The organism is Arthrobacter sp. GAS37 (assembly GCF_044908325.1).
GTDB lineage: Bacteria > Actinomycetota > Actinomycetes > Actinomycetales > Micrococcaceae > Arthrobacter > Arthrobacter ramosus.
In genome coordinates this window covers 38,617-61,056 of sequence record NZ_JBIYDB010000002.1, presented here as the reverse complement: position 1 = coordinate 61,056, position 22,440 = coordinate 38,617, and the positions used below count along the sequence as shown (strand labels likewise).

21 protein-coding genes are annotated in these 22,440 nt (G+C 63.6%); 4 read left to right on the top strand and 17 right to left on the bottom strand.

Features of this window, described 5'->3' with window-relative positions:
• Positions 1-4: 4 nt before the first annotated feature.
• From ABH924_RS02510 to hrcA, 3 genes are all read right to left on the bottom strand, one after another.
• A complete protein-coding gene (locus tag ABH924_RS02510; RefSeq protein ID WP_404496647.1) occupies positions 5-781 on the bottom strand; it encodes a 16S rRNA (uracil(1498)-N(3))-methyltransferase in 777 nt (258 codons plus the stop codon).
• A 2-nt stretch (positions 782-783) separates the two neighbouring features.
• Entirely contained in the window at positions 784-1,914 is a 1,131-nt protein-coding gene (dnaJ, locus tag ABH924_RS02505; protein WP_059390014.1) for a molecular chaperone DnaJ, read from the bottom strand.
• Positions 1,915-1,981: 67 nt separating this feature from the next.
• A complete protein-coding gene (gene hrcA / locus ABH924_RS02500; protein ID WP_404496645.1) occupies positions 1,982-2,995 on the bottom strand; it encodes a heat-inducible transcriptional repressor HrcA in 1,014 nt (337 codons plus the stop codon).
• A 217-nt stretch (positions 2,996-3,212) separates the two neighbouring features.
• On the opposite strand from hrcA, the gene ABH924_RS02495 reads away from it, so the two are divergent.
• Both ABH924_RS02495 and ABH924_RS02490 read left to right on the top strand, forming a co-directional pair.
• A complete protein-coding gene (locus ABH924_RS02495) occupies positions 3,213-4,070 on the top strand; it encodes a DUF3097 domain-containing protein (RefSeq protein ID WP_404496643.1) in 858 nt (285 codons plus the stop codon).
• A 92-nt stretch (positions 4,071-4,162) separates the two neighbouring features.
• The gene (locus ABH924_RS02490; protein WP_234749226.1) at positions 4,163-4,576 is read left to right on the top strand and encodes a DUF4870 domain-containing protein; all 414 of its coding nucleotides are present in this window, start codon (positions 4,163-4,165) and stop codon (positions 4,574-4,576) included.
• Between the two features lie 54 nt (positions 4,577-4,630).
• Here the strand turns inward: ABH924_RS02490 and hemW are convergent, their stop codons facing one another.
• Complete coding sequence (hemW, locus tag ABH924_RS02485; protein WP_404496641.1) at positions 4,631-5,860, bottom strand: radical SAM family heme chaperone HemW; 1,230 nt, start codon at positions 5,858-5,860, stop codon at positions 4,631-4,633.
• 78 nt (positions 5,861-5,938) lie between these two features.
• Positions 5,939-7,792, bottom strand: coding sequence for a translation elongation factor 4 (gene lepA, locus ABH924_RS02480; protein WP_234749224.1), 1,854 nt, complete (start codon positions 7,790-7,792; stop codon positions 5,939-5,941).
• Positions 7,793-7,971: 179 nt separating this feature from the next.
• On the opposite strand from lepA, the gene ABH924_RS02475 reads away from it, so the two are divergent.
• Both ABH924_RS02475 and rpsT read left to right on the top strand, forming a co-directional pair.
• Positions 7,972-8,541, top strand: coding sequence for a type II toxin-antitoxin system PemK/MazF family toxin (locus ABH924_RS02475; RefSeq protein ID WP_404496639.1), 570 nt, complete (start codon positions 7,972-7,974; stop codon positions 8,539-8,541).
• Between the two features lie 170 nt (positions 8,542-8,711).
• Positions 8,712-8,972, top strand: a complete 261-nt coding sequence (gene rpsT / locus ABH924_RS02470; RefSeq protein WP_234749222.1) for a 30S ribosomal protein S20 — start codon at positions 8,712-8,714, stop codon at positions 8,970-8,972.
• 55 nt (positions 8,973-9,027) lie between these two features.
• Here the strand turns inward: rpsT and ABH924_RS02465 are convergent, their stop codons facing one another.
• From ABH924_RS02465 to leuS, 12 genes are all read right to left on the bottom strand, one after another.
• Positions 9,028-9,600, bottom strand: coding sequence for a hypothetical protein (locus ABH924_RS02465; RefSeq protein ID WP_404496637.1), 573 nt, complete (start codon positions 9,598-9,600; stop codon positions 9,028-9,030).
• 3 nt (positions 9,601-9,603) lie between these two features.
• On the bottom strand, positions 9,604-10,143 hold the full coding sequence (locus ABH924_RS02460) for a hypothetical protein (protein WP_404496636.1): 540 nt from the start codon (positions 10,141-10,143) through the stop codon (positions 9,604-9,606).
• Positions 10,140-10,751, bottom strand: coding sequence for an ATP-binding cassette domain-containing protein (locus tag ABH924_RS02455; RefSeq protein ID WP_404496634.1), 612 nt, complete (start codon positions 10,749-10,751; stop codon positions 10,140-10,142). Before ABH924_RS02455 ends, ABH924_RS02460 begins: the two co-directional genes overlap by 4 nt.
• Entirely contained in the window at positions 10,748-11,869 is a 1,122-nt protein-coding gene (locus ABH924_RS02450; protein WP_404496632.1) for a hypothetical protein, read from the bottom strand. The genes ABH924_RS02455 and ABH924_RS02450 overlap by 4 nt, the downstream gene beginning before the upstream one ends.
• A gap of 315 nt (positions 11,870-12,184) precedes the next feature.
• Positions 12,185-12,481 carry a hypothetical protein gene (locus tag ABH924_RS02445; RefSeq protein WP_404496631.1) on the bottom strand — a complete coding sequence of 99 codons (297 nt, stop codon included), beginning with the start codon at positions 12,479-12,481 and terminating at the stop codon, positions 12,185-12,187.
• Between the two features lie 423 nt (positions 12,482-12,904).
• Complete coding sequence (holA, locus tag ABH924_RS02440) at positions 12,905-13,921, bottom strand: DNA polymerase III subunit delta (protein WP_404496629.1); 1,017 nt, start codon at positions 13,919-13,921, stop codon at positions 12,905-12,907.
• Positions 13,922-13,991: 70 nt separating this feature from the next.
• The gene (locus ABH924_RS02435) at positions 13,992-14,699 is read right to left on the bottom strand and encodes a ComEC/Rec2 family competence protein (RefSeq protein ID WP_404496627.1); all 708 of its coding nucleotides are present in this window, start codon (positions 14,697-14,699) and stop codon (positions 13,992-13,994) included.
• 11 nt (positions 14,700-14,710) lie between these two features.
• A complete protein-coding gene (locus ABH924_RS02430) occupies positions 14,711-15,409 on the bottom strand; it encodes a ComEC/Rec2 family competence protein (protein ID WP_404496626.1) in 699 nt (232 codons plus the stop codon).
• A gap of 235 nt (positions 15,410-15,644) precedes the next feature.
• On the bottom strand, positions 15,645-16,394 hold the full coding sequence (locus ABH924_RS02425; protein ID WP_404496624.1) for a helix-hairpin-helix domain-containing protein: 750 nt from the start codon (positions 16,392-16,394) through the stop codon (positions 15,645-15,647).
• Between the two features lie 341 nt (positions 16,395-16,735).
• Complete coding sequence (locus ABH924_RS02420; RefSeq protein ID WP_404496622.1) at positions 16,736-18,586, bottom strand: DUF222 domain-containing protein; 1,851 nt, start codon at positions 18,584-18,586, stop codon at positions 16,736-16,738.
• Positions 18,587-18,661: 75 nt separating this feature from the next.
• On the bottom strand, positions 18,662-19,672 hold the full coding sequence (locus ABH924_RS02415) for a DegV family protein (protein WP_234754209.1): 1,011 nt from the start codon (positions 19,670-19,672) through the stop codon (positions 18,662-18,664).
• Positions 19,673-19,729: 57 nt separating this feature from the next.
• Positions 19,730-22,258 (bottom strand): leucine--tRNA ligase, encoded by a 2,529-nt coding sequence (gene leuS, locus ABH924_RS02410; RefSeq protein ID WP_404496957.1) that lies wholly within the window; start codon positions 22,256-22,258, stop codon positions 19,730-19,732.
• Between the last annotated feature and the right edge of the window lie 182 nt (positions 22,259-22,440).

The window sequence follows — 22,440 nt, the reverse complement described above, 5'->3', positions numbered from 1 at the left end:
CGAGCTACCAGCGCCCCAGGATGTCGCTGGCCAGCACGACGGCGGCAGGACCCGCCGTCGACGAGCGAAGCACGTGGTGGCCCAAGAGCGCGGTGACGGCGCCGACGTCGCTGAGCTTCGTCACTTCGCGCGGTGAAATGCCACCCTCCGGGCCGACGATGAGCAGGACTTCCCGTCCCGCTCCGGTATCCGCCTCGGAGACCACGGCCTGCCACTTCTCCAGAACATCCCGCAGCGGACGTTTCGCGTCCTCGTGCAGGATGATCGCCAGGTCGGCCGCGGCAACCGCCGCAGCCAGGCCGGAGCCGTCGACGGCGGTACGCACCTCGGGGATCCACGCGCGCCGCGCTTGCTTGGCGGCTGCGGTGGCCACGGATTGCCACTTCGCGTGGGCTTTTGCAGCCCGGTCACCCTTCCAACGGACAATGGAACGTTCCGCCTGCCAGGGCACGACGGCATCGATCCCGAGTTCCGTGGCCGTCTCAACGGCAAGCTCGTCACGGTCGCCCTTCGCGAGGGCCTGGACCAACACGAGCCGCACGGTTGGCTGGTGCTCCTCCTCGACAGCGGAGGCAAGGACCGTCAAGGTTCCCTGCCCGGATTCCGTCACGCTGCCCGTGAGCCGTTTTCCGGCACCGTCGGCGATATCGACGGCTTCGCCGATTTCCAAGCGCTTGACGGTGACAGCATGCCTGGCTTCGGCGCCGTCGAGCACGAAAGAGTCACCAGGGCCGAGCCCGTCAAGCGTTCCGGCTGCTGTGAAGAATACGGGGTTGCTCACCGCTACAGGTTACCGAGCTTGTCCCGCAGCTTCGCGAACATACCGCCACTGGCCACAAGCTTGCCTTCGGTGAATTGCTCTCCGCGCAATTTGGCCAGTTGGCGAAGCAGGTCTTCCTGTGCGGCATCGAGCTTGCCGGGCGTCTCAACGTGCAGGTGCACCTTGAGGTCTCCCCTGCCGTAGCCGCGGAGATGAGTGACGCCCAGTCCACGCAGGGTGATGACTTCGCCGGACTGCGTGCCTGACTTGACGTCGATCTCCTGGGGACCGTCGAAAGTCTCTAGCTGCAGCTCGGTACCCAGTGCCGCGGCAGTCATGGGAACGCTCAGCGTCGCGTGAAGGTCGTCGCCTTCCCGGATGTAGGTGGAATCGCTGTTGACCCGGATCTCCACGTAGAGGTCACCTGGAGGACCACCCGCGGGACCTGCTTCGCCTTGCGACGACAGCTGGATGCGGGTCCCGGTAGCGACGCCGCCCGGCACCTTGACCGTCAGCGAACGGCGGCTGCGGATGCGGCCCTGGCCGTTGCACTCATTACAAGGATCCTTGATGATCGAGCCGAATCCTTCGCACGATCCACACGGTGCGGCGGTCATGACCTGGCCGAGGATCGAGCGGACAGCCCGCTGGACCTGGCCCGAACCGCCACAGATGTCGCAGCGCTCCGGGTGGGTGCCCGGACGGCAGCATGAGCCTTCGCACGTGGGACAGATGACAGCGGTGTCCACCTCAAGCTTTTTGTTGACACCGAACACCGCCTCGCGCAAGTCGATGCGCACACTGATCAGGGCGTCCTGCCCCCGGCGCATGCGTGATGCGGGGCCCTGCATGCCGCCGCCTCCTCCGCCGAAGAAGGTGTCGAAGATGTCCTGGAAGGCGAATCCCTGGCCCGCGTAGCCTCCGCCGAAACCGTTGTCGGTCCCGTTCTCGTTGCCGGTGGCGTCGTAGACGCGGCGCTTCTGGGGGTCGGAGAGGACCTCGTAAGCGTGGGTCACCGCCTTGAATTCCTCGGCAGCGCCGGCCCCGGGGTTCACATCGGGGTGCAGCTTGCGTGCGAGCTTGCGGTAGGCCTTCTTGATCTCCTCGCCGGTTGCTTCCGGCGAGACGCCCAGAACGTCATAGTGACTGCTCAAAGTCGGTATCTCTTCCTTGTTTACGGTTCCACTGCTTTTCTTGCGGGGCGGTTTCCAGCCGAGGCCGTCAGCCGCCCAGAATGCGGGAAAGGTAGCGTGCGACGGCACGTACGGCCGCCATGGTGTTGGGGTAGTCCATGCGGGTGGGTCCAAGAATGCCGATCTTGGCACTGCTGCCCGGACCGTAGCCCGTGGCAACCACCGAAGCCTCGGAGAGGCCGTCATAGGGGTTTTCGCGGCCGATGCTCACCGTGACGCCCCGGGGGTCCTCCGCCATGTCCGACAACAGCCGCAACATGACCACCTGCTCCTCGAGCGCTTCGAGGACCGGGCCGATGCTCAGGGGGAAGTCCACGTTGGAGCGGGCCAGGTTTGCCGTGCCTGCCATGACCATGCGTTCGTCGCGGCTCCGCTCGGCAAGCCTGTCCAGACCATGGGCAAGCGCGCCCGCAAGGTTCCGAAGCGCCGGAGGGCACAAGGCAACCACCGAGGGCAGGACTTGCGGCATGAGGTCGAGCTGGGAGCCGGCAATGCTTCCAAGGAATCGCGCGCGCAAGGCCATGAGCTCTTCGTCAGTGGCGTCTGTTGCTGCGTGCACAACGCCCTGTTCCACTTTGCCCGAATCGGCGATCAATACCACCAAGACCTGGCGCGGTGCCAAAAGGACAAACTCAATGTGCCGGACGCGCGCCCGGCTCAGGTGCGGATACTGGACGACGGCGACCTGGTTGGTCAGTTGGGAGAGGAGCCGGACGGTGCGCTCAAGGATGTCCTCGACGTCGTCGGGTCCCTCAAGCAACGAGTGGATGGCCCGGCGCTCGGCGGCCGAAAGCGGCTTGACCTCAGAAATACGGTCGACGAACAGGCGGTAGCCCTTGTCCGTAGGAATGCGGCCCGCACTCGTGTGTGGTGCCGCAATGAGGCCTTCTTCTTCCAAGAGGGCCATGTCATTGCGGATGGTTGCGCTCGACACTCCCAAATGGTGCCGTTCGACCAAGGCTTTGGAGCCGACTGGCTCGCGGGAGTGAACGTAGTCCTCCACGATGGCGCGTAACACTTCAAGCTTGCGTGGTTCGCTCACTGCCCACCTCCATTCAACAGCCGGTACTGATCGGTCAAGTACTCAACAATCCGGTATTTCAACAATTAGCACTCAACATGCCCAAGTGCTAACAAGTCTAGTATGAGCCACCTCGTTGTTAGCATTGGTACCGCTCGCGGCGAACATGGTTCCCGCGCGGTCCTGGGAAATGCCACGGACCGTGACCGATCCCCTAGCGCAAAGTGGTGTGAAGACCGTGTCTTATGACAATTGGGGCCCGCAAGACCTCTCCTCGCCTGCCAAACGGCAACTGCCTGAGGTGCCGGTTGAACGCGGGATGGTTCTCGAGGACGTGCAGTCCGGTTGGGTCGGGGCCGTGACCAGGGTGGAGAAGTCCGGAGGCATGCACATTGTGGTGCTTGAGGATCGGCGGGGAAAGACCAAGTCGTTCCGGCTCGGCTTCGGATTCCTGCTGGAGGGACAGGCAGTGAAGCTCCTTCCGCCGGCGCCACGCGCAGCGGCCGCAAAGGGCGCGGCGCAAGCAGGCAGGACGGCATCGGGATCCGTCCGCGTGGCCCGTCAGCGCGCCCAAGTCGCGAAGGCGAGCCGGATCTGGGTGGAAGGCAAGCACGACGCAGAACTTGTGGAAAAGGTCTGGGGAGATGATCTCCGGGTGGAGGGCATCGTCGTCGAGCCCTTGCACGGCGTGGACGATCTCAAGGCTGCCATTGCCGCGTTCTCCCCCGGCCCGGGCCGCCGGCTCGGAATCCTCGTGGACCACTTGGTACCGGATTCGAAGGAGTCGCGGATTGCTGCCGACGCCATGACGCTGCAGGGTGCCGCGGGAAACGTCCTGATCGTAGGACATCCCTATGTGGACGTCTGGCAGGCAATCCGGCCCAAGGTGTTGGGGATCGAGCAATGGCCGACCATCGCGCGTGGCACGGATTGGAAGACCGGCATCCTGAGGTCGTTCGGCTGGCCGCATGAGACGGCCGAAGACGTCGGACTGGGTTGGCAAAAGCTTCTGGGCGCCGTCCACAGCTACGCCGATCTGGAGCCCTCGTTGCTGGGTCGCGTGGAAGAAGTGATCGATTTCCTGACCGTGCCCTGACTTGCGATCAAGGAGTTGGTCGGCTGATCGCGTGCCGAGCAAGTATTCTGGGACAGCAACACTGCACCGATAGACACTCGAAGGAAGAAACTGTGGCAGACAACGCTCCTGACGATCGGGACGGCACTTCGGGCCAGTCCCAGTACCACGGCGTTCCTGCCAACGCGCTGCCTTTGACCGCCTCGGAAGACCGGCAGTGGGCAACACTGGCGCACTTCGGCGGGATCCTTGGCTGCGTTCCTTCGCTCTTGATCTACCTGATCTTCCGCGAGCGTGGCCCCTTCACGGCACAGGAATCCAAGGAAGCGCTCAACTTCACCTTGCCTCCGACGATTGCCGCAGTGCTCGCCAACGTCCTTGTGTTGCTCCCGGTGGTGGGAAACCTGTTCGCTGTCCTTGCCACGGCAATCTGGGTCGCAGTGACCTGCTTCTCGGTGTCAGCCGGAATCCGCGTCAACCACGGACAGCCGCACCGCTACCGCCTCAACCTGCGCTGGATCAAGTAGCCGGTCTTCGCGGGTGCCTGTGCCGGTTCCCGCGCCGGGCGCCCGCGTCGGGCGCTAGTCCGGAAGGATCCGGCGGACCACGGCATCCGCGAGTAGCCGGCCTTTGAGTGTCAGGATCAACTGTCCTTGGAAGGCCGCTCCAGGCTCAACCAGGCCGTCGGCAATGAGGCCTGCGACGGCGTGGCGGCCCACCTTGTCGAGCGCGTCGACCTGAAGCCCGGTGCCGAGGCGCGCCTCCAGCATGATGCGTTCCACTTCCCGGGTTCCGGCGTCGAGCGTTTCACGGCCAGCGGCCGGCGACACCCCGCCACCGAGCCTGTTGGCATAGGCGGTGGGGTGTTTGACGTTCCACCAGCGGACGCCGCCCATGTGGGAATGCGCACCGGGTCCGATGCCCCACCAATCGTCCCCCCGCCAGTAGGCAAGGTTGTGTTTGCACGCCTGTTCGGGTGTGCGGGACCAATTGCTGACCTCGTACCAGTCCAGCCCGGCGGCGCTGATCAGCTGATCGGCGAGTTCGTATTTGGCGGCGTGGTCGTCGTCGTCGATCCCGGGAACTTCTCCGCGCCGGATCTGTGCCGCCAGCTTGGTGCCTTCTTCCACGATCAGCGCATAGGCGCTGATGTGGTCCGGACTATAGGACAAAGCAGTCTCCAGGGAGGTCTGCCAATCAGCCATGGACTCGCCGGGAGTGCCGTAGATGAGGTCGAGGCTCACGGCAAGTCCGGCGTCGCGCGCCCACTGGACCACCAAGGGGACCCGGCTGGGAGTGTGCGTACGGTCCAGGACCTTGAGCACGTGAGGGACCGCCGACTGCATGCCAAAGGAAATCCGCGTAAAGCCGGCGTCTGCGAGCAGCTGGAGGGACTCCGGCGTCACAGAGTCCGGGTTCGCTTCAGTGGTGACTTCGGCTCCCGCTTCCAGGCCCCAGTGCCCGACGGCGGCCGTCAGGATGCGTGCGAGATCTTCAGCAGGTAGCAGAGTCGGCGTGCCGCCGCCGAAGAACACCGTGCTGAGGGGCCGCTGCTGCAGCCCGGACGCTTCCATGGCCCGGACGGCGAACTCCACTTCCGAAATGGCAGTAGACGCGTAGGCGTCCTGGGAGGCGCCGCCGCCAAGCTCGGTGGCGGTGTAGGTGTTGAAATCGCAGTATCCGCAACGCACGGCACAGAAAGGTATGTGGACGTACAGTCCAAACTTGCGCGAATCGACGCCGTCGAGCACCTGCGGCGGCAAGAGGCCGTCCGCAGGTGCCGGATCCCCGAGGGGAAGAACGCTAGGCACGGATTTCCCCTCGTGCCTGTCCTGTGCGCACCGCAACGGCGCGCGCCTGTCCCGCAGTGTTCCGGGCGAACAGCGCCATTACTTCTTGGCCTTGTCCTTGGATTCGTCGGTGGTCAGGGCTGCGATGAACGCTTCCTGTGGAACTTCCACGCGGCCCACCATCTTCATGCGCTTCTTGCCTTCCTTCTGCTTCTCCAGAAGTTTGCGCTTACGGGTGATGTCACCGCCGTAGCACTTGGCAAGGACGTCCTTGCGGATGGCGCGGATGCTCTCCCGGGCAATGATCCGCGACCCGATGGCGGCCTGGATAGGCACCTCGAACTGCTGGCGGGGAATGAGTTCGCGCAGCTTGCCTGTCATCATGACGCCGTAGGCGTAGGCCTTGTCGCGGTGGGTGATGGCGCTGAAAGCGTCAACCTGCTCACCCTGGAGCATGATGTCCACCTTGACCAGGTCGGCAACCTGCTCGCCGTCGGCTTTCCAGTCCAGCGAACCGTAGCCGCGGGTCTTGGACTTGAGGATGTCGAAGAAGTCGAAGACGATCTCCGCCAGCGGCAGTCGATACCGGATTTCCACCCGGTCTTCGGAGAGGTAGTCCATGCCACCCATGACGCCGCGGCGGCTCTGGCACAGCTCCATGATGGCGCCCACGAACTCATTCGGCGCCAGGATGGTGGCGGACACCATCGGTTCGCGGACCTCAGCGATCTTGCCGGTGGGGTATTCGCTCGGGTTGGTGACGTGCAGGACCCGCTTGTCCTCCAGCGTGACTTCGTACTCAACGTTGGGGGCGGTGGAGATGAGGTCGAGGTTGTACTCGCGCTCAAGGCGCTCACGGGTGATTTCCAGGTGCAGCAGGCCAAGGAAGCCCACGCGGAAACCGAAGCCCAGGGCGGCAGACGTCTCAGGTTCGTAGACGAGCGCTGCATCGTTGAGCATGAGCTTCTCGAGGGCATCCCGGAGCACGGGATAGTCCGTGCCGTCCAAGGGATACAAGCCGGAGAAGACCATGGGCTTGGCATCTGCGTAACCGGCGAGGGATTGCGAAGCGGGCTTGGCCAGGTTGGTCACGGTGTCGCCGACCTTTGACTGGCGGACATCCTTCACGCCGGTGATCAAGTAGCCTACTTCGCCGACGCCCAGCCCCTTTGAGGGAGTAGGTTCCGGAGAGCTGACACCGATTTCCAGGAGCTCGTGGGTGGCACGGGTGGACATCATCTGGATCCGCTCGCGCGGGTGCAGCATGCCGTCCACGACGCGCACGTAGGTGACCACGCCGCGATATGTGTCATACACAGAGTCGAAGATCATGGCGCGGGCCGGCGCGTCGGGGTCGCCGACAGGGGCTGGAAGATCGCGGACGATCTTGTCCAGGAGGGCCTCCACGCCAACACCGGTCTTGCCGGAGACCCGCAGCACGTCCTCGGGGTCGCCGCCGATCAGGTTGGCGAGCTCGGCCGCGTACTTTTCGGGCTGGGCGGCCGGGAGGTCGATCTTGTTGAGCACCGGAATGATGGTCAAGTTGTTTTCCATCGCCAGGTAGAGGTTGGCCAGGGTCTGGGCCTCGATACCTTGCGCCGCGTCCACCAAAAGGACTGCACCTTCGCAGGCCGCGAGGGAACGGGAAACCTCATAGGTGAAGTCAACGTGGCCAGGGGTATCGATCATGTTCAGGGCGTAGCTGGTGCCGTCAAGTTCCCAGGGCATGCGGACAGCCTGGGACTTGATGGTGATGCCACGTTCGCGTTCGATATCCATGCGGTCCAGATACTGGGCCTTCATGTCGCGGGACTTAACGACGCCGGTGTACTGCAACATGCGATCGGCCAGGGTGGATTTACCGTGGTCGATGTGGGCGATGATGCAGAAGTTCCGGATGATGGCCGGATCTGTCGCGGCGGGCACCGGTGCGGTGCGGGCCATGGGAGACACGCAGGGTCCTTACTGTCGATACTCACACGGCCGGACTCCGGACTGGTCTGGACCATTCCGGCCGATGCCGCATATCTGAACTAATAGTCTCCCATGAACATGACGCCGGTTGTGCACCGTGATCGGGCGCCGTTGCAATGTGAGCGACGCGGCATGGCAAGGGAAAGTACGGTGGTTCCATGGCATCGGACACACATTTGCTTGGCAGACTCCTCAAAGGCTCCCTGGGCTACCTTCGACGGATCATCGGAGCCCCGGCCGGCACGCGCCCTGGCCAGCCCCGGAAAGGCGGGGCAGCGACGAAGGCGAGCCGGACCCGGAACGCAAGCACCGGCGTCGGGCAGCTTTCCCGCCCATATCCGGGCGACTTCCGGGGCGCGGTGTCTCCGCGGTACTCCCCCAATCCCGACGGCAAACCGGACCCCGGAGAGATCGTGTGGTCCTGGGTCCCCTACGAAGAGGACTATTCCCAGGGCAAGGATCGGCCAGTGCTTTTGATAGGGCACGACGGCGGGTGGCTGCTGGGGCTGATGCTCACCAGCAAAGACCACGACAACGGCCACCGTGCAGACGACTACCTCGACATCGGCACCGGCGCCTGGGACCCCCAAGGCCGGCCCAGTGAGGTCAGGGTAGACCGGGTGGTTCGCGTCCATCCGGCGGACGTCCGGCGCGAGGGTGCCGTCCTCGACAAGCGCACTTTCCAACTGGTGGCACGTCGGCTCAGCGGACAACACGACTCGGCGTAGACGCGAAATCCCCGGAAAAGCGCCGAGTCTGATAATATTTATGGCTGTGTGTCCGTGCAGGTCGACGGCCACTCATGGTTGGCTGCCATAGGCATCCCCACGCCGCTCAGTCGATGGCCAACCTGAAAACCCTCTAGACCATTTCCGCATTAAAAAGAGAGTTCACACACGTGGCTAATATCAAGTCCCAGAAGAAGCGCATCCTCACCAACGAGAAGGCTCGCCTGCGTAACAACGCTGTCAAGTCTGAGCTGAAGACGGCCATCCGCGCCGTTGCCACCGCCGTTGAGTCCACGGACAAGGATGCCGCTGCAAAGGCTCTTGTTGCTGCCAGCCGTAAGCTGGATAAGGCTGTCAGCAAGGGCGTTATTCACAGGAACAACGCTGCAAACCGCAAGTCGGCGATCTCCAAAAAGGTCAACGCACTCTAAGGTTTATCCAGTTCGACTGAGCTGAACGTGAGGCCGGCACCCCTGGGTGCCGGCCTCAGGTATTTAAGGCGGAGCTACCTGAGACGAGCAGGACCGAGTTTACGATGGCGACGATGACGAAGAGAATCGCAAGGCGCCCGTTCGGGGCAACAAACACCGTCTTGGCAGCCGCAATGTAGATGGCCCCTGCGATGGTGCCGAACAGAATACGCACCCAGGCTTGACCGAGGAGACCGAGCGCTTCGGGCTGCAAAAACAGTCCCATGACGAGGACGGTGGCCATGAACGGGATTTGACCTAGAAGAACCCAAAACCAGCTGGCTCCAAGGGTGGGGCCACGTCCTTTGACGATGCCCTTGTATATAAGCCTCAGTACGAGGGCCTGCAGAAACGATGCCAGAATACTCCAGATAATGACGCCTACGCGAAGGAAGGTGACGAGCACCTCTAGGCTCGAAAACTGGTTGTGTTCGGCATTTTCCGTGACCAGCCGTTCAATGCTCGATCCCACCGCGAATTGGGCAGCAGCAGTGTATGCGAGCAGGAGGCAGATGATCCAGACAGGGTTGATTTTCTTCGGGCTCTGCGGTGCGGGATGATCGGACGTTTTTGGGCTCGCGGAGGTCATGACTTACCTTTCAAGTAGTGCGTCTTCGGCCCACTCGGCAAGGGCCGCCAGGAGGTAGAAGGTGGCTGGGGTGATGAGGACTTCGCGCATCTTTTGAGCCATACGACGCCAAGTGTGTTCTCCTCTGATCACTCCGAGAAGTGTTGGCCAGAACAGGCGTGCCCCTTGGGTTGTGAGTGCCCACGCTACGATCTCGAGTGGAATGTGGACTGCGGTGAGCGCAACGGTCTGGTGGAGCCCAATAGCCGCGGTACTTGCGACCATGCCCATCCCTAGCCAAATGCCGTTGAGTATCATCATGACCATCGCACCGTAGTGGGTCAGAAATAGTGCGAGAACTGCCAAGGAAGCGTTGTGCAGAAGTATTCTTGGCGCGCTCATCGAGGTCACGTCAGTACTACTGCCCCACGTGAAGAGAGAAGCAAGACCAATCCCGCAGGCTATGGCGATCAGAATTTTCAAGAAATCGGTGCCCAGATATGGGAAGCGGGAACGCAAGGCTTTGAAAGGAGTGCGAACGCTATTGGTGAGACGACTGCTCATTTTCGCGCTCCTGTTGGGCGCAGTTCGATCGTATCCTTCTGGCGGACCGCGAGATCGTAGTCGGTCCAGTGGTCATCCTCGTGGGTAGCCACGAGGATCAGTCGGCTTCTTCCTACGGCGAGCATTGACTGGCGTGCAACTAAAGAGCCTTGCTGGTCCAATCCGTTAAGAGGCTCGTCGAGAAGTAGGACATCGACGTTCTTGAGTGCCAAAGCTACTGTCAGAACAAGTCGCTGGCGCTGTCCGAGGGATAGGTCTGCAACCTTGGTTGGCATCATCTGTTCCGTCAGAAGATGGTGCCCGTCCCCTTCCGGCATCTCCGACGGGCCAATCAGCGGCCTGACCATATCCAAGTGTTCTTCGACCGTGAGGTAGTCGAGGGTAAGAAAGTCCGTGTCTAGATAGACCGCCGTGAAGTCCTTTCTCCACCGCGCGATTTCAGTGCACGACGTCGAGATCATGCCACCGAGGAGCTTGAGTAGGGTCGTTTTGCCACATCCATTCGGCCCTCGAAGCGCAACAACGCCTCGGTCCGGAAGATCTACAGAGCCACGGTCAAAGATGACGTGGGATCCAAAGGCATGATCTACACGCGCTAGAGATTTCATGTGTCCTCCGTTCCGCTGGCTGAAAGTTCACGCAGCCACGCAGGTGCGTCGTTGAGAACAAGGACTGTCAAGAGAACAGCCACGAGAGCCAGTGCGCTAGACGTGACGCCAAGCCAGGGACTTTGTGTTGCTTGCGGTGCAGCGGTGCCGAGAATGCCTGAGAACACAACTGTGAGGCCAGCGCAAAGCGCCGCGCCTAAGCCTGCCTTGGATTTCTGCGCCAATTTCGAGATCTGCGAGCCTGGCATGACGGCTGTCCGACGCTGGACGATCAAGGCGTCGATGCTTATCTCGAGAGCGACAAGAGCAACAAGCAAAACCGCCGCTTGGGTGTACTTTCCTAAAATGAAGAATACACATAACACAAAGCTCAATGGCGCAGTCACTACGGTCGCAGTTACCAGGCTGCGGATAATGAGCGGCCTTACCCAGGATGGTCTAAGCCTTACTAGGAATAGGGCAAAGCCCAAGGTTTCAGGTGAAGAGATCCGTACGAAAGATGATCGATACAGAACTAAACCCGAGAAGAAGACAGCAAGAGCAATAAACGGCGCCGTCCACGGCCACGGTGTCATTTCCATGACGGACAAGGCCAGGCTTGACAAGAGCAAAATGCATGCTGCCTTATTTGATAAATCAATCATCAGCCCTCGGCTACGTCGGGCACGAGGATGAGCGGTGGCCCTGTAGAGGGCAGGGGTGGACGCGGCTGTAAGAACTGTACCAGCCAGGATCAACAACAACTTGTAAGCCGATTCGGAGCCGAAGCTTTCATCGATATCAAACGACGGTGCATTCGTAAAGAGAAGAATTAGGCTGCACGCAGACAAGGCAACAATCAAAACAACGAGCACCCGGATCCCCGCTCTCTTCAGCGGTGCCACGACAAGAAATGATGAGATTACGAGGGCCCCGGCAGCTAACAGGTTATTGACATTGTGCCACCGCAGGTTCTGAAGGATGAGCATGCCGGCGAGACCAAGATCCGTAAGGACCAAACCTGCACGCATCCCTACGTCTAGGGGTGCTGACACGGTGTTCCAGCAACGATGGGTTTTCCTGTAGCGGCGCCTGGTTTGTAAAAGTGCCATTGCCAACAGCACCGTCACGATGCTCACTACGTCAGGAGTGTTGAGCGGAATTCCCAATGTGGCTAACCCAGTCGGCTGAGGCGTCCACACTATTCCGACGCCGACGATTAGTAGTGTCAACAAATGCCCAAATATTAGTGCATTGTTAATTGCGGTGGTGTGCGATGAAAAGCCTAAACTCGTCAGAAGGTCCTGGAGTCGACGGGACCTTCGCCGAAAATCGTTAGTGAAGGTGGCCTTACACCCGGAGAGGACCACAGCGTATACACGAGGACGCCTATGGTTGACGTTCGGTGAGTTCATTGTGGCCCTCCCAGGGGTTAGCACGTAAGTGTCAGCGGTTTACCATGCAACGAACTGCTTCAGCGCCCACTTCTTGGCCAGACCAAAAACCAGCCCAGCCACTGCCGCTCCAATACCGAAAGACGCCACGACTGCTGCAGCGGCCGCTGCCCAAGAAAGAGCATTGAGTGCAAAGTAAATGTTCGTCGCAAGGGCGGACGAGATGCCGAGGGTAGCGGCGGCCTGAAAAGCTACCGACACTGTGACGAAGAGTGCAAAGCTGACGCCTCCAATTTTCGCCATCTTCCCTGGGAATGAGCCGTTGCTTCGGTTTCGAGTCTCAACGGGAGTTGACATGAATGTTCCTTTCATTCGGTGACTTTCGCAGTCACACATGGAAAGTGACTGCTGGCATGGCCGACGAAGATGGCTTGGTCGGCCACAGACTCGGCCTTGTCCCCAAAGCAAAGTCACACGTCCGGCATCTCAGAGGGCAGACACGTCGGGCGCGGCATCCGGAGGAAGGACTCCCCCACCGCGAAATCTACGGTCAAAAGGGCCGCCTGGGCGGCCGTTGGCTTGAATTTGAGTGGTCATTGCCCGAAATTGAGTGGTGATTGCCCCGAAATTGAGTACCAGCCGGCCGCCTCTTCGTGCACTGGTGACACGCAGAGCGCGTCGCGGCACGCCTGCTGACTTTCTTGTGGACTGGCGGGATGTACGTGGGATGAAACTCGCGGCGCCGGGCTGAGTTGGCCAGCGGCCGGGCACCAGCCCCCTCTAGCGGCCGCGGGCCGCGTTGGCAATGACCGTGACGGCGTGCTCTACCGCGTACACGGGATCCCGCGAGAGGCCCTTCACCTGGGCATCCGCTTCAGCCGTGACCTGGATGGAACGGACCAGGCCTTCGGGAGTCCAACGCCGTACGTCACGTTGGGCCTGTTCAACGAGCCAAGGCTGCATGCCAAGCTGCTTGGCAATCTGTGCCGACGATCCTTGGGCGCCGGCTACCTTGGCCAGGGTGCGCAGCTTTGCGGCAAGGGCGGCCACCAGCGGCACCGGGTCGACCCCGGTGGCGAGGGCGTGCCGGAGGCTGGACAGGGCTTGCGGCCCGTTGCCGGCCATGGCGGCGTCCGCAACCTTGAAAGCCGTGGCTTCCACGCGGCCGCCGTAGTAGCGGTCCACGGTGGCTGCGTCGACCGCGGTGGTGGCGTCTGCGATGAGCTGGTTGCATGCCGCAGCAAGCTCGGAGAGGCTGGCACCGACTGCATTGACGAGGGCCTGGACAGCTTCCGCTTCGATGCGGCGGCCGCCTGCCTTGAATTCCGAGACGACGAATGCTGTTTTCTCGGCGTCCTTTTTCAAGGGCTGGCAGTCCACCACTGGCCATCCGGACGACTTGATGGCGTCCAGGAGCTTCTTTCCGCGCACCCCGCCACCGTGGCGGAGGACCAACACGACGTCGTTCTCCGGTTGGGTGACGTATTTCAAGGCATCGGCAAGGAAGGCATCGTTCATCGATTCGAGGCCCTCGATCTCGATGAGTTTGGCCTCGTCGAACAACGACGGCGTGACCGCCATTGCGAGGGAACCGGACTCGTAGCTTCCGGCATTGAGCCTGCTGATTTCCACTTCGGGTGCCGCGGCGCGCACCTGCGAGCGGATCCGATCCATTGCCCGGATTCCGAGGTACTCCTCAGGGCCGGTGATGAGCACTACCGCGGACGGGGTAACGTCCCGCCAGCTGGCGGTGTTCGCCGCGGAGGTTTTGGCCTTGGAGACCTGGCCAGCAGCCAATGTTGCTTCCTTCCAGAAGGGTTTTGCTTTGGTCCCAGTCTCCCACGTGCAGCGTCCCGGACGGTGTTCCTCAAACCCGCGGTCCCCTACCGGGCGGCTGCGAGCCGGCGGAATGGCCATCGGTCCAGCGGCGACGGACAGCCGACTCCCCCGCGGCTATGAGGAACACCAAGCGGCGATGCAACGAGAGTAAGGCTGAGCCTACCCACGCTGGATGCAGGACCAGCCACACCAGCAGGATGGTGACAACGGACCAGAGAATCATGGTGGCGATTCCCGTGGCACCTTCCGGCCACGGCAGGGCCGCTCCCGGAAGTCCTGCGAAAAACCTGGCGATTCCCGCCACCATTGCCGAGCTGACCCCTGCAACGGCTATCGGAACAATTGCCAGCCACGGAAGTAACGGAACGAGGGGAACCGCAATGGTTCCCAAGATCGTCACGGGTGGGACAAACGGAGCAACTGCGATATTCGTCAGCAGTGAGTAGCTGGAGAACTGCGGTTGCAAGGCCATGATGACCGGGCTGCACAGAAGCTGAGCGGCCAAGGGGACGGCGACGGCGGACGCCAGCCAGGAAGGCACCCATGCTGGAGCCCAAGAGGCGATGGGCCGTGCCAACAGGACAATTCCCAGGGTAGCGAGGACAGACAAGAGAAACCCCACACTCGTACCAAGCGAGGGATCCAGGATGAGAAGGCCAGTCACGGCAAGGCAGAGAAAGCCCAGGCTCCTCCCCTGCCTCCCGGCACTCAGCGCGCTGAGGCCGATAGCACCCATGACCGCCGCCCTCAGGACGCTCGCGTCCGGCCCCACCAAGATGACAAAGCCCGCCAACCACCAAGGGCCGCTACTGCCGCGACTCCCCTGGCAAGCCGAAAGGTCCTGGCCAAAAGCACCAGGCCGCCGAGAATGAGGCTGCAGTTTGCGCCACTGACCGCAGTGAGGTGAGTGGTGCCGGTGGTCTTCATCGCCGCCTCCAGGCCTTCGTCCAAGCCGGTGGTGTCGCCCGTGACCATTCCGGGTAGGAGTCCGGCTGCGTCGCCCCGCAACCATTCGGCGGCGGAGCCGAATTGCTTTTTCAACTGCGCTGGACCCTGGGGAATGTTGCCAGGCGCTTCCGGCTTGTGCCGTGTGTCCGCCCGCATGGGTGGGGTCGCGGCGGCAAGAACACCGGCCTCGACTTGTCCTGGTTTTGCCGCCTTCAGTTTGCCGGCGGTTCTAACCTCCTGTCCCGTGACGACTTGGTTCCAGCCTTCGCCGCCGGTCAGCAGAATTCTTGTGCGGGAGCGGATGAGCATGCCGTCGGCCGCAATATCGATCACTTCGGCGGGTACGGCCCACCGTCCCGATCCACGTGAGTCCGTTCCTAGTTCGCGAGGATCACCCACGATCAACACGTGGATGACAACCGAGTCGCGCGCCGCCGCAGCGTCGGCAACCGGACCGTCCTGGCGCGGTCCGGCTTCCGCTGCGGCGTGGGCGGCCACGGCCGCTCCGAACAGGCAAGCGACTGTCAACGTGGCGGGAAACGTCCTCAGGCTTCGCGGGGCCACGGACCGAGCGGCGAAAAGAAGACACGCGGCGACGGCCAAAGCCGCGCACAAAATTCCAATCCACAGCGAAGGCAGATAGGCGGTCGCAACAGAAACAGCCCAGGTGAGAATGGCAGAGGGGGCCAGCCGAAGGTCCACGCGGCCCGGGCCGACCTTGACACCACGCACCCTAAACCGTCACCAACGGCAGAAGGGATTCCATCATCTTGGGACCTACTCCATCTACCGCATCGAGGTCCTCCACGGAAGCGAACGGGCCGTGTTGCTGCCGCCATTCGACGATTCGCTTGGCCAGGACGGGGCCGACCTTCGGCAAGGCATCGAGTTCCTCAGCGGTTGCGGTGTTGAGATTGACTTTGCTGCCGGCAGAAGTCCCGGATCCTGTGCCACCGGCTGTTGGAGCGCCGCCTACTGGCCCCACGGGCTGTGACGGAGCCGCCTCCCCCATCCGCGGAACGTGGATTTTCGCAGCGTCCTGCACCACCGCCGCAAGGTTCAGGCTGTCCAGCTGGGCTGCTGCATCCGCGCCACCAGCGGCCCAGATCGCGTCAACTACCCGAGCACCGGTGGGCACCCTCACAACCCCGGGATTCTTCACCGCACCCGCAACGTGGACGGTGAGCAGCTGGGCTCCATTCTGTGGTTCCGGAGCCTCGTTGACACCGCCTTTCCTACTTCCCGCATTCGCTCCTGGAGTTCCTCCCGCATGTGAACTTCGGACGAGCGGCTCAATCGTCGGCTGCCCGGACCAGGACTGCCAGAAGAACCAAACCACCAGCAACAAACAGGGCACGGCCAACAACACCGCTACGCGCCATGGTGTGCGCCAGCGAAGCCGCGATGGAGATCCTGCCGCTTCGGACACGTCTTCGATGCCTGACTGCTCCCGCGCATCGGCAATACCCGAGCCGGATGTCATCAAGGTGTGCAATGGAAGCAACGGTTCCGTTGTGCTGCCGTGGCTCGGCTGCGCGACTGCCTGATGGTCCGACGGTGGTGCAAGACGAACAGCGAATCGGAGCCGGGCGGCACTCGCAGCATCGTCCGCGGGTGAGGCTCGGTTCCTACGTGGCATATCCACGAGCCTAGAACGTCCGAACCCGCAGCAGCAGCCCGGACCGGCGCTATGTGGACAGGGGCGCCGCAGAGTGCCTGTGGAGGATCAATGGGTGCTCCCAGCAGTGGCGTAGCGCCACGCCGGGCGGCACCCGCCTCTGGCGTTGCGCACCCCCGGGATACGGGACGCGGCCAACTCCAAACTCATATTTGGAAGTAGTGGTTTTTTCGGGGTTTCCGGTGCGGGTCGGTGTGGGGTGGCGGGATGAACCAGGGGATGCCGTTGCGGACTTGGATGTGCCAGTCTTCCTTGTGGATCAGGTGGTGGTGATGGCTGCAAAGCAAGGTCCCGTTCGCGGTGCTGGTGGGTCCGCCCCGGGACCAGTACTCGATGTGGTGGGCCTCGCACCACGGGGCCGGCATGGTGCATCCGGGGAAAGCGCAGCCCTTGTCCCGGGCGGTGATGGCCTTGCGGATATGCGGCGGGAAGACCCGTGAGGCCCGTCCGAGGTCCAGGACCTGGCCCTCGCCGCCCAGGACCACGGGGATGATGTCCGCGTCGCAGGCGATCTTCCGCAACGTCGCCGCCGCCACGGGCCCGGTGAACGTGAAGGACCCGGTGCCGCTGAATGACCCGGTGCCGCTGCCCTGCCGGGGCCGGTTGAACAGGGCAGGCTGCCCGGGCCGTGAAACTTGACCGGACCGCGAGGCTTGACCGGACTGTGAGGCTTGACCGGAGGGCGAGGCTTGACCGGACTGCGAGGGTTGCCCGGAGGGCGAGGCTTGACCGGGCTGCGGGTCCTGGCTGTCGTGGGGGAAGAGTTCGCGGTGGTCGATGGTGGCCAGGATCTGCGGGCGGTGGCCGCCCGTGGCGGGCAGGGACCCTGCGGCCAGGGCGATCCGGCAGGCGCCGATCAACCCGTCCAGGAGCTTCTGCGCCCTCGAACGCCGGTCCAGCGCCCCGGCACTCTCCGACGCCCCGGCATCGTCCGACGCCCCGCCCGGGGAATCGGCGGACGCATCGCCGGACGGTTCCGCGGAGGCAGGTGCTGTGCCTTGGGGTGTGCGGGTGCGGGGGTTGGCGGCGGTGTTCATGACCGTGAGCAGGTGTTCGTATTGCTCGGTGGTGGCGAAGATCTCCACATGCGCCAGCCCGTGCTTGGGACGGCGCAGGAAGGCCCCTTGGTGGTGGCGGAGGGATTCTTCGGACGGTTCCGGGCCGTCCTGGTCGATTGCCTCGACCCAGCGCCGGGCAACCCTGGCCAGGAAGTCCTGGTCGTTTTCCTCCGCGGTGCGGGCCAGGGCGTGTTCCATTTCCGCGGCCTTCTCGGGGCTGCACAGCGGACGCACCTTCGCCACGGCCATCGTGATGATCCCGGCCGAACCGGACCCGATCACCCCGGAGGCCACCGCCGCGGCGGTTTCCCCGTGCCGGGCAGGGACGGTGTGTCCGGTGAGGCCGCGGCCCGGCAGCAGCTCCCGGGCCAGGGCGAGCCGGCGCCTGGCCTCGGCGGCACTGATCCGCAGCAACGACCGCAGATGCTCGGCCGTGGACCTGAACTCCCCGCCGCGGGCGCTCCCCGTCCCCATGGAAGAAGCCGCACCACCCTGCGCGTCCGCGTCGCCCGCCGTGGCCCCGGAGGCCCGGCCCGCGCCGGAGCCGGTATCCGCGTCAGCGGCCCAGCCTGTTGTCCAGCCTGTTGTCCAGCCAGGCCCGGTGGCGGGTTCATCATTCCGGGCCTTGTCCAGCCCCGACGCGGCGAGCAGTTGGAGATAATCCAGGGTGCGGGAGAGTTCCTCCACCCCGGACGCGAACGCGACAGCCTCCTGGAAACCCGTGACTCCGACGTCGTCGGCCGCCTTTTCGGCCAGCGACCTCACTGCGGCCACCGCCCGGTCCAGAGCGGCCAGCGGACCGCCCCGGTCGGGCGGATCCACCACCGTCAGCCCGCCCGGGACCCCGGCAAAGCGCGGACCACGGGCATGACGCGACACTCCGAAGAACCCGCGGGACACGGGGCCCTGCCGGGTGTCGAAGTATCCGATCGCTTCCATGGAAACACTCTGCCAGGAGGCTACGACAAAATAAGGCCGTCGCTCAGGGAGTGTGCCCGCGCACCTTGCCCGCGGCTACGGGTGGCTCCGCGCAGGGAGCGTCGTGGCGCCAGGGGTACTGCTTTCCCCGACAACGACGGCCAAAACGCCGAGCCCGGCGTGGGCCGCCAGCACGGCCGGCAGGGCGCTGATCTGGGCAGGCGGGCAACCGAGGCATTTCTCTCCAAGACGGGCCGCGAGCCGCTCTGCCTCTGCCAGGTTTCCAAAGTGATGCACGGCGAGCCGCGATTGCCCTACTGGCCGGGAATTGACGTCGGCAGCAACGATTTCTTCAAGCCGGGCGACGGCTCTGGCAGCCGAGCGCACCTTCTCGAGCGGTACGATCTTGCCGTCGTCGACCGCGAGGATCGGCTTGATGGACAGCATTGTCCCGAGCCACGACGCGGCAGTGCCGATTCGGCCACCGCGCCGCAGTTGCTCAAGGCTCGGCACATAGAAGTAGACCTTGGTGCGGGCCAATCGCTCCTCGGCAAAGTGACGGACTTCGGCTGCCGAACGGCCGTCTGCGGCGGCAACGAGCGCGCTTTGGACGCCCATGCCTTGCGCCATTCCCACGGTGCGGGAGTCGATGACTTCGACGGGGATCGAGACGCGTTGCGCAGCCAGCCTTGCGGCGTCCGCGGTCCCGGACAGCCCTGCGGAAATGTGGATGGAGACGACGGCTTCGAAACCGCGGTCCCGGGCGGCGAGATAGGCCTGTTCGAATTGCCCGGGTGAAGGACGTGAAGTCTTCACGGACGATCCCGCCGCCAGGGCCAGTGCGAGGGTCTGGGTGATGTCGTCTTCCCCCTCGCCGTAGATCTCTTCGCCCACCAGGACCGGCATTGGCACGACGGCGAGGCGGCCGTCGGCCACGAACGCCTTGACCCATTCGGCCGGGAGTGCGGCTGCCGAGTCGGTGACGACGGCGGTGCGCACGGCGACGGGCGCCGGCTCAGTTCCGGTGCGGCCCGGCGTCGTGGACTGGCGCAGGCGGGCCAAACGTTCCTTGAGCCACAACCAAGCGGGTGGTTCGCGGTCCGTCAAGGGAGCCTCCTGGAGCTGGTGGCCGGCCGCCGGCAAGCGCCGGCGGCCGTTTCCCGGCTATGCCGGGACGATGTTCACCAGTTTAGGCGCGCGCACGATCACCGTACGGATGCCGCGGCCATCGAGTGCCCGCTGCACGTTTTCGCTGGTCAGGGCAAGTTCGCGCAGGGCGTCCTCACTGATGTCCGGCGAGACGTCCAGACGGTCGCGGACCTTGCCCTGGACCTGCACGACGGCCGTCACGGTGTCCTGGACAAGAAGCGAGGCATCGTGGGAGGGCCAGCCAGCGTTCGCCACGGAGGCCGGGTGGCCCAACTGGTTCCACAGGTCCTCGGCTGTGTACGGCGCGAAGAGGCTCAGGATGACTGCCACGGCTTCAGCCGCTTCACGGACGGCGGGGTCTGCCCCACCGGCACCGGAGTCGATGGTTTTGCGGGTCGCGTTGACCAGCTCCATCAGCTTGGCGACCACGACGTTGAACTTGTTGTTGTCCAACAGCTCGGCGGCGTCGGCGATGGTCCTGTGGGTGACGGTGCGCAGCGCGCGGTCTCCAGTGGAGACATCGACGCCGGGGTCGCTTGCGACGTCCTGGCCAAGGCGCCAGGCGCGGGCAAGGAATTTTGCGGAGCCGGACGGCGAGACATCTGCCCAGTCGACATCGTCTTCGGGCGGGGAAGCAAAGACCATGGTCAAGCGGACGGCATCGACACCGAACTTGTCCAGTTGCTCGCCAAGGTCCACGCCGTTGCCGAGGGACTTGCTCATGGCCTTGCCGCCATTGAGGACCTGCCCCTGATTGAGCAGGGCGCTGAAGGGTTCGTCCGCGGCGAGCATGCCCATATCGTGGATGACCTTGGTGAAGAAGCGGGCGTAGAGCAAGTGCAGAATGGCGTGCTCGACGCCGCCCACGTACTGGCCGACCGGCATCCAGTCGTTGATCTTGGCCGGATCGAACGGACCCTCTGTGTAGTGCGGGGAAACGAAGCGCAGGAAGTACCAGGACGAGTCAACGAACGTGTCCATTGTGTCCGTGTCGCGCTGGGCGGCCCGTCCGCAGTTCGGGCACTCGACGTTGACCCAGTCCAGTGCCGCGGCGAGAGGAGACGTGCCCCTCGGCGACAGCGCCTCGCCACGCAGGTTTTCCGGCAGCCTGACAGGCAGTTGATCGTCCGGCACCGGCACCTCGCCGCATTCGGCGCAGTGGATGATGGGGATCGGGGTACCCCAGAAGCGCTGGCGGCTCAGGAGCCAGTCGCGCAGGCGGAAGTTGACGAACTTCTCCCCAGTGCCCAGCTTCTCCAGGATGTCGATGGCTGCGGGGATGGCCTCGGCCTTGGACAAACCGTCCAGTTCGCCGGAGTTCATCAGGGTGCCCTCGCCCGCAGTCGCGATACCGGTTTCCGCCGGGTCTTCCCCGCCGGTGTTCAGGACCGGACGCACCGGCAGGTCAAACGCGCGGGCGAAGTCGAGGTCGCGCTGGTCGTGTGCGGGTACCGCCATGATGGCGCCCGTGCCGTAGTCGGCGAGCACGTAGTCGGCTGCCCACACGGGCAGCTTTTCACCGTTGAGCGGGTTGACGGCGTAGCGGCCGGTGAACACGCCGGTCTTCTCGCGCTCAGTGGACTGGCGCTCGATGTCCGACAGGGCCTTGACCTTTTCGCGGTAGGCCATGAGGGAGTCGTGGTGTTCGGGCGTGACCAGGTCCAGCGCCAGGTGCGCGTCCGCGGCGACGACGAAGAATGTTGCGCCATACAGGGTGTCCGGGCGGGTGGTGAAGACGGTGACTTCGCGCTCGGCGCGGCCGTCCGTGGCTTCGATCGCGAACCGGACGTGTGCACCCTCGGAGCGGCCGATCCAGTTGCGCTGCATGGCGAGCACACGCTCTGGCCAGTGCCCCTGGAGCTCGGACATATCGTCCAGCAAACGGTCGGCATAGTCGGTGATCTTGAAGTACCACTGGTTCAGGGACTTCTTCGTGACAGGGGTCCCGCAGCGTTCGCACGCGCCGTTGACTACCTGTTCGTTCGCCAGGACGGTCAGGTCCTTCGGGCACCAGTTGACCGGGGAATCCTTACGGTAGGCCAGCCCGCGCTCGTAGAAGCGCTTGAACAGCCATTGCGTCCAGCGGTAGTACTCCGGGTCCGAAGTGTGCAGCCGGCGGGACCAATCGGCAGAGATGGCGTAACGCTTGAACGATGCGGCCTGCGTATCGATGTTGGCGTACGTCCACTCGCTGGGGTGTGCGTTGCGCTTGATGGCGGCATTCTCCGCCGGCAGGCCGAAGGAGTCCCAGCCGATGGGGTGCAGGACGTCGAAACCCTTCTGGCGAAGGTACCGCGCCACGACGTCGCCCATCGCGAAGGCCTCGGCGTGGCCCATGTGAAGGTCGCCAGATGGGTAGGGGAACATGTCCAGGACGTAGCGCCGCTCGCGGGAGCCGTCGTCAACAGGAGTGAAGACTTTGAGATCTTCCCAGACCTGCGGCCACTTGGCCTCCATTGAGGCGAAGCTGTAGACACCCTCCTCGGGCGTCTCGCCTGCCACTGTTGACTGTGCTCCGGTTTCTGTCTCCGGCTGAACGCTCACTGCTGCCCTCTTCTGTTCTTCCATGACGGTTTTGCCTCCTGCTCCGGGCCCCGGAAGGTCCCGGACACACAAAAGCCCCTCGGCAAGGAGGGGCGGCCGCTCGGTTCGCGATGGTTTAGATCGACGTATACCGGGCGGCTAGCTAAGCAGAAGGATCGCACGCATAAAGCCACCTTACCGCA